The following is a 12,293-nucleotide window of genomic DNA, read 5'->3' on the forward strand; positions in this document are numbered from 1 at the left end:
CGCCATGGGAACGCCGATCAAGATTCGTGAGAATTACAAGAGCCTGAGCGGCGTCGAGAAGAGCGCCGTCATCTTCCTGGCGCTGGGCGAGGAGCGCGGCTCGCGCCTGATGGAGCGGCTGGATGAGGATGAAATCCGCCTCGTCAGCCGGTCGATGGCCACGCTCGGCAACGTCACCTCCAATCTGGTGGAGACGCTGATGCGCATCTTCACCGAACGTTTCGCCAATGCCGGATCGGTCGTCGGCTCCTACGACAGCACGGAGCGGATGCTGAACCGCTTCCTGCCGGCCGACCGCGTGACGGAGATCATGGGCGAGATCCGTGGTCCGGCCGGACGCACCATGTGGGAGAAGATGTCCAACGTGAACGAGGGGGTGCTCGCCAGCTATCTGGCCGGCGAATATCCCCAGACGGCCGCGGTCATCCTGTCCAAGATGCGCCCCGACCATGCCGCCAAGGTGCTGGTGCTGTTGCCTCCGGCCATCCGCACCGAGGTGATCGAGCGCATGATCCAGATCGAATCGGTTCAGCGCGAGGTGCTGCTCGACATCGAATCGATCCTGCACAACGAGTTCATGGCGAACTACGCCCGCACCCACGGCAACGATTCGCTGGAGCGGATGGCCGACATCTTCAACCGCATCGACCGCGAGACGCTGACCGAGATCTTCGACGACCTGGAAACGGTGATGCCGGAGCCGACCCAGCGCATCAAGCAGCTGATGTTCACCTTCGAGGATTTGATGCGGCTGGACCGCGTCTCGCTGCAGGCGGTGATCCGCCGCTGCGACACCGGCCAGCTCGCCATCGCGCTGAAGGGCGCGCCCGTGGCGCAGCGCGACCATTTCCTGTCGGTCCTGTCGGAACGCGCGCGCCTGATCCTGCTGGACGAGATCGAGAACATGGGTCCCTTGCGGATGCGCGACGTCAACGACGCCCAGGCCGAGATCGTCCGCACCGCCAAGGCGATGGCCGACGACGGCACCATCATCATCCCGCAATCCGACGACGTCGACACGGTGGTCTATTGAGCGGAGCGCGCCGGATGGGAAGTTCCTGAATGGCCGGGCGCGACCTCGTTCCCCGGCAGGTGCCGCCGCCCGACCTGCTGGCGGCGCGCTTCGCCGCGATGCCCGCCGCGTCGGGCGATGCGGGCGACGGGTTCGGAGACGGCTCCGATGCCGGGCCGCTGGTGCGGCGGCTGCTCGACCTGCTGGACACGCTGGCACCGGCCGACGCGGCTTTGGCGCGGGGATGCCTGCCGCGCTGCGATTCAACCTTCGGCGCCGGGCTCGCCCTGTTCCTTGCGGCGACGGCTGGCGGCTGCCGCGACTGGATCGGTACCGATGCCGCGGACGAGCTGTCCGGCCTCGACGGCGGATTGCTGATCGACGAGTGCGAGCGGGCGCTGGCCGCGCGATTCCAACCCGTCGAGGGGCGGGTGTGGCGGTTGTCGCGCGTGCCGCTGCTGGACGGCGACGACGGGCTGCTGTGCGCGGTCGGGATCGAGGATGGGCCGTCCGACCGCGTCACCCTGGTGCTTCAGGCCCGGCCGCAGCGGCTGGGACCGGTGCAGCTGATGGCGACGCTGGGCGGGCGCCGGCTGGACGTGACCCTGCGGCTGGCGGCCGGCCTGCCGTCGTCGGCGCTGGCCGATCTGCATGAGACCTTCAGCGCCGCCCTGGCCGATTGCCGGATCGACGGCGCGCTGACCGTCGGCCCGCTGGCCGATGCCTGGCTGGGGTTGGACCGGCCGCTTTCGTCCGACATCGCCCTTTGATCGAATCCCCTCTCCCCGCTGTCAAATCTCCGCAGGCGGCCTGACCAGAGCCGGTCCGGCCGGGACCGGCGCCGGAGTCGTCCCCGGAGCGGGGAGTGGCGGCGGCAGGGTTTGCAGCGAGGCGCGGGCGGCCTCGCGCAGCGGGACGAATCCGTCCTCCGGGAAGCGGCGAATCAGCGTCCGGTAGGACGCGCGCGCGACCTCCGGGCAGCCCAGGATGCGGAACTGGTCGCCCTGGCGCAGCAATGCCACGGCCTCGTCGGTCTTCGGATGGCCGGCGATGGAGGACGCCACCGCATACCACCGGTCGTAGGCCGACCACAGATCACGCACGGAATCGCCGTCGCACCTGCCGGCGGTGATCGCTTTTTCAAGGGCTTGCCGGTAATCGCTGTCGGGAGCCTGCGACAATTGCGCACAGCCTGCCAGGACGAACAGGCAAGCAGCGACCGCGGCCGCCGGAATGACGGACGCCTTCGTTCCGGACATGGAACCTCCTCAAACGCGGATGCCCGGCGACCGTAGGGCATCAGGGTTAAACCAGCGTTCATGTTTGTAAGCGCCGGCTTTCGCCTTCTTCACTGCCGTTAACCATAGATGTCGAACGAATTAATGGTTGCTTGTGGTGATCACTGCTGAATCAACTCGGGTTTCGAAGTAAAACCGCAGATGAATAAAAATTTATCCGGTATTTAGTCGTATGAAACCCTTAAAACGGCGTAAAACCTCACCCTCGGCTATGTCTATGTGGGTAGCTCATTTTGTTGACACATAGCCTTTCGATGGGTTCTTTTGGGGCTGTGATAAGCATGTGACATGAACGCAATTGCGTAAAAATCAATGCTTTATCTGCGCTTGCTCGACCATGGAGAATCCAATGCAGGCTTTGCTGATTGAGCCAGCCGATCTGATTGCCGACGCCATCGGCAAACAACTTGCCCTGTGCAAGGTTAACCATGACCGCGTGGACCTGAACGGCCTGCGCGAACTGGTGGACGGGCATGGCTCCGTCGAGATCGGACATGACGCCATCATCATCGGCGATGTCGGCGATACCGAAGCCTGCGTGGCGATGCTCCGCGCCCGCAACGTCACCGCCGCGATCATCTGCCTGATCGAGCGCCGCTGCGCCAACACCACGGCCGGCATCCTGCGGGCCGGTGCGGACGACGTGCTGGTGAAGCCGATCGTCAGCACCGAGATCCGTGCCCGCCTGGAGGCGATCCGCCGCCGGTCCTACGGGCTGACCAGCAATGCGGTATCGGTCGGCCGGCTGACCGTCTTCCTCGACGGCCGCGACCCGGAGGTGGACGGCGAGCGCCTGCGCCTCAGCCAGCGCGAACATGCGATCCTGTCCGTGCTCGCCCTCAACCACCGCCGCGTGGTGTCGAAGGAGCATATCTACGAGGAGGTCTACGGCCTGTCCGGCTCCGACCCGCTCGACAAGGTGATCGACGTGTATATCTGCAAGCTGCGCAAGAAGATCGACTTGGCGACCGGCGGCGGCCGCTACATCGAGACGGTCTACGGACGCGGCTACAAGTTCGAGGCGCCGCCCGACCATGTCGCTCCCGACCGGGCCAAGCTGATGCTGGATCGCTGGTCGAGTGCCGGCGGACTTGCCGGCCCCCGCGTGCCCTTCATCCCGCCGGTGGCGCCGCGCGCCGCGGCCCGCGCAGTGGGGCGCTGATCGGGAGGCTGATCCCGTTTCTTTCGTTCCGGCTTTCCGTCCGTTCCAAAGCGTCCGATTTTTTACCCCGGCTTAAACCGGCTCCGTCATCCTGATTTTGCCGCTCGCGCCCCCGCACAACAGATCGGGAAGGCCGGCGCGAATGGCCCCGGCGTCAGAAAGGCGCCATGCATCTCGCGAATGGAGATACCCATGGCCTCGATTATGACGAACACCTCCGCCATGACCGCGCTGCAGACCCTGCGTCGCGTGACCGGGGATCTGGAGACCACGCAGGACCGCATCTCGACCGGCCTGAAGGTCAACAACGCCAAGGACAACGCCGCCTACTGGTCGATCGCCACGACCATGAAGGCCGACGTCGCCGGCTTCAAGGCGGTCAAGGAGTCGCTGGAACTGGGCTCCGGCACCACCAACACCGCGTCGGTGGCCTCCAAGAACATCGTCGAGAACCTGCAGACGCTGAAGGCCCGCGTCATCGCCGGCCAGACCAACGGCGTCGACAAGACCCTGATCCAGAACGACGTCGACCAGCTGGTGAAGCTGATCAAGGGTGCCGCCGCCGACGCCTCCTTCAACGGCGACAACCTGCTGCGCGTCACCTACTCCAACGACGGCACGGCCAAGGACAAGAACGTCTCGATCCTGGCCTCGCTGAGCCGCAGCGACAGCACGGTCGACCCGAGCTACATCGAATTCCAGCGCCAGGACATGCGCGTGGAGTCGATCGTCGGCAAGGCCACCATCGAGCAGCAGGTCGACTCGACCAATGACCTGAAGGCGTCGGTCGGCATCAAGCTGGGCGCGCCGGACACCACCTTCATCGACGGCCAGAATCTGGGCCTCGGCGCCCTGACGCTGACGGTCACCAAGGAAGACGGCAGCAAGGTCGACGTGTCGGTGGACCTGTCGGCGCAGACCTACGACACCGACCTCGCCACCACCCAGGGCAACATCGAGACGGCCGTCAACGCCGCGCTGACGACTGCCGGCGCCGACTTCCAGGTCGCCTTCAACGGCGACACTCTGGAATTCACCGACCAGGACGTGAACACCGACGGCAACTTCACCGCCCAGATCTCCGGTCTGTGGGTCGGTTCGAAGGAAAGCGACGCCTTCGGCGGCCTCGCCGATCTGACGCAGATCGACGTGGTCAACAACTCCAAGAAGTCGCTGGAAGTCATCAACTCGCTGCTCGACAGCGCCATCGGCAAGGCGTCGGTGATCGGCTCGATCGAGAACCGCGTGTCGGTGCAGAACGACTTCGTGTCGAAGCTGACCGATTCGATGAACAAGGGCATCGGCGCGCTGGTCGACGCCGACATGAACGAGGAATCGAGCCGCCTGCAGGCCCTCCAGGTCCAGCAGCAGCTCGCCATCCAGGCTCTGTCGATCGCCAACCAGGGCCCGCAGAACATCCTGTCGCTGTTCCGCTAAGTCCCTTCGTGGGTGGCGTCATCGTCCGAGTGCCCGGACGGTGGCGCCGCCCCGTCGGCCATGCCCGTTCACGCCCCCGCCGCATCGGCGGAGCGGGCATCGCCGACGGCCGGCTTCCCATCGCCGGATTTCCACCCGTCCCCCAAGACCCACCGCAACCGGTCCGGCTTACCGCCGCCAAGGACCCCACCGCAGGGGTGCGCCCATGAGCATCGCCGCCTACCACCAGACCATCGCCGAGTGCGACGATCCGCGAAAGATCGAATACCGGGTGTTCCTGCGGATCACCCTGGCGCTGGAGAACCACCGCCATGCCGACTGGCGCTGTGCCGAGCTGAAGGACGCGCTGTGGCGGAACCTGGAGCTGTGGAACGCGCTGCGTGCCGACCTGCTGGAGGACGGCAACGCCCTGCCGGAAGCGTTGCGCGCCGGGCTGGTCTCGCTGTCCTTCGCGGTGAACCGCAACACCCAGCGCGTCCTGCGCGGGGAGGGCGGCATCGATCTGCTGATCCACATCAACCGGTCGGTCATGCAGGGCCTGCAGGGTGCCGCCCAGCAGCCGGCGCGGGAGCTGGCCACGGAGGAACTGTCCTATGGCACTTAAGCTCCGCCTCAAGCCGTGCGAGCGGGTGGTCATCAACGGCTGCGTCGTGCAGAACGAGAATCGCCGCTACACCCTGACGATCTCCAATTTCGCGCAGATCATCCGCGGCAGCGACATCCTGCAGGAGGAGGATGCGGTGACCCCGGTGCGCCGCGCCTATTTCCTGATCCAGAGCATGCTGCTGGACCCGGCCACGGCCGCCGCCGGCACCGGTGCTGTGGCGGAGATGATGGCGCAGCTCTACACCACCTTCACCCGGCCCGACATCCAGGACCGCATCGCCGGCGCCATGGGCCATGTGGGAGAGCGCGACTACTACAAGGCGCTCTCCGCCCTGCGTCCGGTGATGGAATATGAGGGGACGCTGCTGTCGGCGGCCAATGCGGCCCCGGCGGTGTCCATCCAGGCGGCCCAGGCGGTGCAGATCGACCGTCACGCGGGAGGATGAGGCCATGACCACCCCCGTCGCCGGCGTGGCCGGCCCGAGCGGCGAACGCTCCCCCGCCAGTGCCGACATCATCGCCGAGGCCCGCCAGCGGCAGGCCGACCGTCTCCGCGCCGCCCAGGCCGAGACGGCCAAGCCGGCGGAGGTGGTGGAGCGCAGCGCGAAGACGGACGCTGCGGAGGCGGAGCCCAAGCATGCGGCCCGGCCCTACCGGGTCAACCTCGACCCCGGCACGAGCCGGCTCTACACCGAGGTGCTCGACACCGCGACGGGGGACGTGATCATGCGCATCCCCGCCAGCTACGGCGCGGAAACCGACGCCGCCGACGAGCAGCCGGCCATTCCGCGCGACGGCAGCGAGATCGGGGCCGGGATCAGGGAGGTGAAGGCATGACCACCCTCGTCGACCTCCGCGTCGTCAGCCGCAACCACGACCGCTACGAACAGGCGGTGCGCAGCCGGCCGGCGGTGCAGCGGGCCATCTCCTATTTCCAGGAGAATATCGGCAAGATCTCCAGCACCGAAGACTTCATGAAGGACGACAAGCTCTATCGCTTCGTCCTGGAGGCGTTCGACCTGGGCAGCCAAGCCAAGTCGCGCGGTCTGATCCGCAAGGTGCTGGAGGAGGGGGTGAGCGACCAGTACTCCACCGCCAACCGGATGAGCGACACCAAGTTCAAGGAGATGGCGACGATCCTGGGGTTCGCCGAGAACGGCGGCGCTAACCTGAAGCAGCCGGCCGTCGTCCAGGCGATCATCGACCGCTACGTCAATGTGACGCTGGAGGTCGAGTCCGAGAACACCAACCCGGCGGTCCGTCTGGGTCTCTATTTCCAGCGGCGGTCCGGCAACATCTCCAACTGGTATCAGGTGATGGCCGACAACGCCCTGCGCAAGGTGGTCTACACCGCGCTCGGCCTGCCGGACCAGACGGCGCTGCTCGACGTGGACAAGCAGAAGGCGCTGCTGGAGAAGCGGATGGACATCGCGGATCTGAAGAATCCGCAGAAGGTCGCCAAGTTCCTCGACCGTTTCGCCGCGATGTACGACATGCAGAACGGCGGCGCCGCCGCAGCCGCGGCCATGCCGTCGATCGGACCGATCTCCCGCAGCGGGCGCGCGTCGGTCATCTCCATCGATCCGTCCATCACCATGACGCTGATGAGATTCCCGCGCTTCTGACAAGCCCGCGGGGCTCGGCAGAGGGGAGAACCCAGCCTTGCCGCCAGCCGGCACCCCACAGGACAGACCGGGACGGGAGCGCATCCGGCCGCCGGCCACCACCGGAGCGGCGGCGGTGCGGCTGAAGCCGCCGGCCTCCTCGGAAGAGGACGATGCGCGCGATGCGCTGCACATCCTGCCGCTGTCGATCCTGCCGCTGGAAACGCCCGGCCTGCGCCGCGCGCGGCTGATCAAGAATGTCCGGCTGGAGACGGTGGCGGAGCTGTTCAACGACGCCCAGACCGGCAGCGGCCAGATCGGCATCAACCAGCTGCCCAAATGCTTCGGCATCGACGACCCGGAATTCCGCCGCGACCTGCGCAAGATCGCGCAGATCGCCGAAGCCGCCAGCTTCGACGTCTACAGCCTGCGGCTGGAGCTGCGCCGGCTGAACATCGACGTGGAGGATTCCGACGCCCTGCGGCTGTCGCAGGCCAAGCGGGCGGAACTGACCAGCTACATGCGCGTCTTCACCCGGCCATTGATCGAGCATGTCTATGGCATCCAGTGCTCCGAAATCGCCAGCATGGACGAGCTGATCCGCCTGTTCGCTCAGCCCGACGTGGAGGAGGCGCGGCGCCGGCTGCAGATGACCGCCGACCGGCTCGACATTCCGCTGCAGGAAATCCCGGCCTTCCTGGAGGAATACGCCGACATCTTCCTGTCGCTGGCCTATTTCAAGCGCTGCCTGGACGATATCGTGCCCGACGTGCAGGGCTTCCTCGGCTGGATGGCGGAGCTGTATCAGGTCAGCGAGGTGCGCCGCGACACCCGGCAGAGCCGGATGCTGAACGAGATCGGCCACGACCTGACCGACATCGCCACCTCCATCACCGGGCGTTTCGAAAGCTTCGACAACCGTTCCCGCGATTTCTGGCGCGACATCAACCCGCACAGCTTCCGCAGCATCCGCGACCTGATCGTCACCCACCACCTGACCATCGGCGGGGTGCTGTGCGGTCTGGCGGTGAAGATGAATCTGTGGAAGCACCGCTTCGCCCGCGGTGGCGGCCCGGTGCGCCGGCTGGAATTCATCCGGTCTGAAATCCTGCCCGGTCTGGCCCACATCAAGACCATCGAACAGGCGTCGCGCAACAATCTCGGCGGGTGAGGGGCGGGCTCAGGCCTTGTCGTCGGCGGAGGGTGCCGGCCGCGACACCACGTAGGTGCCCGCCGCCACCATGACCAGCCCGACGCCGCCGAGCACCAGATGCCCCGGTGAAGACAGGGCGAGCACGGTGAAGCCGGACGACATGCCAGCGACGGCGAAGACCTTCGCCTTGACCGGGATGGCGCCGCGGTCCTGCCAGTTCCGCACGGCATGGCCGAAGCGTGGATCGTTGCGCAGGCGCTCGCGCAGGGCCGGATTGCTGCGGGCATAGGCCCAGCCGGCCACAAGCAGGAACGGGACGGTGGGCAGAACCGGCAGGACCGCGCCGGCCGTGGCGAGACCGACCGCGGAATGGCCGATCAGCAGCCAGAGCCACCGCCGACTGCGCGGCGTGCCGGCGTTGTCGCTCTTGCTGTCGTTGTCACCTTCCTCCGCCACCTGGCCACCCACGCGATTGAAATCCGGCGGAAATCCTAGCATGGGCGTGCATCGGCGCTCCAGGGCGTCCGGCAGCATTTCAGGAGCTGTTTCAATACCGGGGAATATCCCCTCTCCCCCCCGGGGAGAGGGTTAGGGTGAGGGGGACGCGTCGAAAGAACTTTTCTAGAGAGCAGCGCGTCGCGCATCCCAACATCCACGCCTTGCATCCCCCTCACCCCGACCCTCTCCCCGGGGGGGAGAGGGAGAGTCACCCCGCCTTGCGGACCACGCCCGGCGCGCCGGCATTGGCGGTCGCTTCCAGGCTGTAGAGCTTCGCCAGCAGTTGTGGCGCCGGACGGTCGTCGGCCGGGACGGTGAGCGCCGCCGCAGCGGCTTCGGTGGCGGGAGACTTGCGCCGCAGGGCTTCCGCCAGCGCCTGGGGGGAGGGAAGGGCCGGATCGGCACCATCGCCGGCACCGGCGTTCATCCAGGGCAGCGCCCCAACCGCCTTGCCGCCCGCCACGGCGGTCGCGCCGCCGGCGTCATCCTCCAGCAGGCTGCCGATATGGCCCAGCACCGTGTCGCCCGTGACCTCCTCGAACGCCACCACGGCGGCGCTGCCGATCAGGCCGGGCAGGCCACCGAACAGGAAGCCGCCGGCCAGCCGGGCGGGGATCGAGATGCTCTCTCCCGTCGCCTCGCGGTAGACCGACGACACCACCGGCAACTGCTGCAGCGGGTTGACCGCGTCCACCAGATCGTCGAAGCCGAGGCTCATCCTGTCGTCGAGGCTTTCCGCCTTTTCCTTGTGGGTCGGCTGTGCCGTGGGCGGGGTGACGGCCTGGGCGGCCAGTCTGGTGTTGACGCTCATGATTGGGCTCCGATGGCGGCGAGCAGCGCGTCGAGATGCGCGAAGCTTTCGGCGGATGGGGAAGGGTCGTCCTTGCCCTGGCGCAGGAACTCCTCCAGCCGCGGGTGCAGGTCGATGGCGGCGTCGGTTTCCGGATCGGTGCCGCGCTTGTAGGCGCCGAGCCGGATCATCTCCTTCATGCCGTCATAGGTGGCGGCCAGCGCGCGGGCACGGCCGACGATGCGATTCTCCCGCGCGTCGTGGCAGCCGGGCAGGGTGCGCGATACGCTGCGCAGCAGGTTGACGGCGGGATAGCGCCCCTGTTCGGCGATCTTGCGGTCGAGCACCAGATGCCCGTCCAGGATGCCGCGCACCGCGTCGGCGATGGGTTCGTCATGGTCGTCGCCGTCGACCAGGACGGTGAAGATGGCGGTGATGTCTCCCTCTCCACCGCCTTCCGGGCCGGGTCCGGCTCGCTCCAGCAGGCGGGGCAACTCGGCGAAGACGCTGGGCGGATAGCTCTTGGCGGTCGGCGGTTCCCCGGCGGCCAGCCCGATCTCGCGCTGGGCCATTGCGAAGCGGGTGACGCTGTCCATCAGGCAAAGGACATGCTTGCCCTGATCGCGCATTTCTTCCGCCACCGTCATGCAGAGAAGGGCGGCTTGCCGGCGCATCAGCGGCGGCTCGTCGGAGGTGGCGACGATGACGACGGAGCGGGCAAGCCCCTCCGGTCCCAGATCGTCCTGAATGAATTCACGCACCTCGCGGCCGCGCTCGCCTATCAGGCCGATGACGATGGCGTCGGCCTCCGCATGACGGGCGACCATCGCCAGCAGGGTCGATTTGCCGACGCCGGACCCGGCGAAGACGCCCAACCGCTGGCCGCGGCACAGCGGCACGAAGCTGTCGATCACCCGGATGCCGCTGTCGATCCGCTTCCCCACCCGGCGCCGGGCGCAGGCGGCCGGCGGCGGCTGGCGCAAGGGCCGCGGGTGCTCGCCATTGACCAGGGGGCCCTTGCCGTCGATGGGCTCGCCCAGCGCATTGACCACCCGGCCGAGCCAGCCGGGGCCGGGGCGCAGTGTGAAGGCTGTGTCGTCGGTGACGGCGGCGCAGCCTTCCGCCACGCCGTCCAGAGTGTCGAAGGCCATCAACAGCGAGCGGCCGTTGCGGAAGCCGACGGTCTCGCACAGCACGCGTCCGCCGCGCAGGGTTTCCGCATGGCATTTGTCGCCGACCGACAGCACGCGCTGCAGCCCGTCGACCTCCAGCGTCATGCCGGCGGCGGAGCGGATCTCCCCGCGCCAGTGGCGCGTCGGCAGCCGTTCGAGTTCCGCCGCCAGTGTGGCGAGTGCCGGCATCGGCGCTGTCTCCATCATGTCCGTCGATGAAGGCAGCCTAGAGCAGGGAATTTAAATCCGGTTTTAAACGGGCGCGTTCATCGTCCGGCCCAGTGTTCCGGCCAGATGAGATGGAACGAGGTCGCAATGGATTTAGGTAAAATCGGTTTCTTTCAGCTTGCTGGCACGCGCATGGACTATCTGGCGCAGCGGCAGAAGCTGGTCGCCGAGAATGTCGTGAACGCCAACACGCCCGACTACCAGGCGCGCGACCTGAAATCCTTCGACAGCGTGATGGAAGGCATCCGGCCGGTTGAGACCGCCCGCACCTCCGGCCTGCATCTGGCGAGCAGCCGCTCGACCGCCGGCTTCCGCGAGGCGGGCAAGGCCGGCCTGTGGGAAACGACGCCCTCGGGCAACGCGGTGTCGCTGGAGCAGGAGATGATCAAGGGCAGCGAGACCCGCGACGCCTTCGCGCTGACCACCAGCCTGTTCCAGCGCAATGTGCAGATGCTGCGCATGGCCTGGAGAAATGGCTGACGAGCTTAGGACGGAGACGAGCCATGATGAACGATGTCCTCGGCACCACGCTGAAGATCGCCGGCGCCGGCCTTCAGGCGCAATCGACCCGGCTGCGCGTGGTGGCGGAAAACCTCGCCAACGCCGATTCCACCGCCACCGTCAAGGGCGGCGATCCCTACCGCCGTAAGACGGTGTCCTTCGACAGCGTGATGGACCGCGGGGTGGGGGCGGAGCTGGTGCAGGTCAAGCAGATCGGCCGCGACCGCAGCGACTTTCAGCTCGCCTACGATCCCTCGCATCCGGCGGCCGACGACAAGGGCTATGTCAAGAAGCCCAACGTCCAGCCGCTGGTCGAGATGATGGACATGCGCGAGGCTGGCCGCGCCTTCGAGGCCAGCATGAACGTCATCGAACAATCGCGCGCGATGATGACCCGCGTCGTCGACCTGCTGCGCAGCTGAGGAGCCGTTCCATGATCGAGATGTCCGTCGGCCGCGTCGCCGCCGCCTACGCCGCCAACCGCAGCCCCTTCGTCGCCGGCCTCGCCGAAACGCAGGCGACGGCCTCGCCGTTGTCCACCACCGGCCAGACCGATGCGGTGGCGGCCAGCGCCGAAAGCGACTTCGGCGGCTTCCTCGACAAATCGATCTCGCAGGCGATCGACACGCTGAAGGAAAGCGAGCGCGTGTCGCTGGCCGCCGTATCGGGCAAGGCCAGCGCGCAGGACGTGGTGCGCTCGGTCCTCGCCGCGGAGATGACGGTGCAGAGCGTCGTCGCCATCCGCGACAAGATGGTGCAGGCGTATCAGGAGATCATGCGGATCGCGGTTTGAGCGACGGCGTACGGGTTCGGATACGGAATGCCCCCTCCC

At 67.1% G+C, this 12,293-nt stretch carries 16 protein-coding genes; 12 read left to right on the forward strand and 4 right to left on the reverse strand.

From position 1 onward, the window contains the following. Window positions 1–4: 4 nt before the first annotated feature. Together FZ983_RS30965 and FZ983_RS30970 are read left to right on the forward strand one after the other, a co-directional pair. Complete coding sequence (locus FZ983_RS30965; RefSeq protein WP_149228403.1) at window positions 5–1,033, forward strand: flagellar motor switch protein FliG; 1,029 nt, start codon at window positions 5–7, stop codon at window positions 1,031–1,033. Between the two features lie 29 nt (window positions 1,034–1,062). After that, on the forward strand, window positions 1,063–1,782 hold the full coding sequence (locus FZ983_RS30970; protein WP_149228404.1) for a hypothetical protein: 720 nt from the start codon (window positions 1,063–1,065) through the stop codon (window positions 1,780–1,782). A gap of 21 nt (window positions 1,783–1,803) precedes the next feature. Here FZ983_RS30970 and FZ983_RS30975 read toward each other — a convergent pair whose 3' ends face one another. After that, window positions 1,804–2,271, reverse strand: a complete 468-nt coding sequence (locus FZ983_RS30975) for a hypothetical protein (protein WP_149228405.1) — start codon at window positions 2,269–2,271, stop codon at window positions 1,804–1,806. Window positions 2,272–2,659: 388 nt separating this feature from the next. Between FZ983_RS30975 and FZ983_RS30980 the strand changes: the two genes are divergently transcribed. The 7 genes from FZ983_RS30980 (at window position 2,660) to FZ983_RS31010 (ending at window position 8,290) form a co-directional block, all read left to right on the forward strand. Continuing rightward, entirely contained in the window at window positions 2,660–3,472 is an 813-nt protein-coding gene (locus FZ983_RS30980; RefSeq protein ID WP_149228406.1) for a response regulator transcription factor, read from the forward strand. 192 nt (window positions 3,473–3,664) lie between these two features. Further along, window positions 3,665–4,909, forward strand: a complete 1,245-nt coding sequence (locus FZ983_RS35155; RefSeq protein WP_149228407.1) for a flagellin — start codon at window positions 3,665–3,667, stop codon at window positions 4,907–4,909. A 205-nt stretch (window positions 4,910–5,114) separates the two neighbouring features. Then, window positions 5,115–5,513 carry a flagellar biosynthesis regulator FlaF gene (locus FZ983_RS30990; protein ID WP_149228408.1) on the forward strand — a complete coding sequence of 133 codons (399 nt, stop codon included), beginning with the start codon at window positions 5,115–5,117 and terminating at the stop codon, window positions 5,511–5,513. Further along, the gene (locus FZ983_RS30995; protein WP_149228409.1) at window positions 5,503–5,961 is read left to right on the forward strand and encodes a flagellar biosynthesis repressor FlbT; all 459 of its coding nucleotides are present in this window, start codon (window positions 5,503–5,505) and stop codon (window positions 5,959–5,961) included. Before FZ983_RS30990 ends, FZ983_RS30995 begins: the two co-directional genes overlap by 11 nt. A 4-nt stretch (window positions 5,962–5,965) precedes the next feature. Then, the gene (locus FZ983_RS31000) at window positions 5,966–6,352 is read left to right on the forward strand and encodes a hypothetical protein (RefSeq protein WP_149228410.1); all 387 of its coding nucleotides are present in this window, start codon (window positions 5,966–5,968) and stop codon (window positions 6,350–6,352) included. After that, the gene (locus FZ983_RS31005) at window positions 6,349–7,140 is read left to right on the forward strand and encodes a DUF1217 domain-containing protein (protein WP_149228411.1); all 792 of its coding nucleotides are present in this window, start codon (window positions 6,349–6,351) and stop codon (window positions 7,138–7,140) included. Before FZ983_RS31000 ends, FZ983_RS31005 begins: the two co-directional genes overlap by 4 nt. Window positions 7,141–7,177: 37 nt before the next feature. Beyond that, window positions 7,178–8,290: a hypothetical protein gene (locus FZ983_RS31010; RefSeq protein ID WP_149228413.1), complete on the forward strand. Its 1,113-nt coding sequence runs from the start codon at window positions 7,178–7,180 to the stop codon at window positions 8,288–8,290. Window positions 8,291–8,299: 9 nt separating this feature from the next. Here FZ983_RS31010 and FZ983_RS31015 read toward each other — a convergent pair whose 3' ends face one another. From FZ983_RS31015 to fliI, 3 genes are all read right to left on the reverse strand, one after another. Then, complete coding sequence (locus FZ983_RS31015; RefSeq protein ID WP_247884058.1) at window positions 8,300–8,740, reverse strand: YbaN family protein; 441 nt, start codon at window positions 8,738–8,740, stop codon at window positions 8,300–8,302. Between the two features lie 238 nt (window positions 8,741–8,978). Beyond that, window positions 8,979–9,581, reverse strand: coding sequence for a hypothetical protein (locus FZ983_RS31020; protein WP_149228415.1), 603 nt, complete (start codon window positions 9,579–9,581; stop codon window positions 8,979–8,981). Continuing rightward, the gene (gene fliI / locus FZ983_RS31025; protein ID WP_149228416.1) at window positions 9,578–10,921 is read right to left on the reverse strand and encodes a flagellar protein export ATPase FliI; all 1,344 of its coding nucleotides are present in this window, start codon (window positions 10,919–10,921) and stop codon (window positions 9,578–9,580) included. The genes FZ983_RS31020 and fliI overlap by 4 nt, the downstream gene beginning before the upstream one ends. A 126-nt stretch (window positions 10,922–11,047) precedes the next feature. Here fliI and FZ983_RS31030 point away from each other — a divergent pair, with 126 nt between their 5' ends. Genes FZ983_RS31030 through FZ983_RS31040 form a run of 3 tightly spaced genes read left to right on the forward strand, consistent with a single transcriptional unit; the run spans window position 11,048 to window position 12,254 of the window. Then, window positions 11,048–11,440: a flagellar biosynthesis protein FlgG gene (locus tag FZ983_RS31030; RefSeq protein WP_149228418.1), complete on the forward strand. Its 393-nt coding sequence runs from the start codon at window positions 11,048–11,050 to the stop codon at window positions 11,438–11,440. 23 nt (window positions 11,441–11,463) lie between these two features. Further along, window positions 11,464–11,883, forward strand: coding sequence for a flagellar basal body rod protein FlgC (gene flgC / locus FZ983_RS31035; protein ID WP_188092583.1), 420 nt, complete (start codon window positions 11,464–11,466; stop codon window positions 11,881–11,883). 11 nt (window positions 11,884–11,894) lie between these two features. Then, the gene (locus tag FZ983_RS31040) at window positions 11,895–12,254 is read left to right on the forward strand and encodes a flagellar hook-basal body complex protein FliE (protein WP_149228420.1); all 360 of its coding nucleotides are present in this window, start codon (window positions 11,895–11,897) and stop codon (window positions 12,252–12,254) included. Window positions 12,255–12,293 lie beyond the last annotated feature (39 nt).

The organism is Azospirillum sp. B21 (assembly GCF_008364825.1).
In the GTDB taxonomy this organism is placed as follows: domain Bacteria; phylum Pseudomonadota; class Alphaproteobacteria; order Azospirillales; family Azospirillaceae; genus Azospirillum.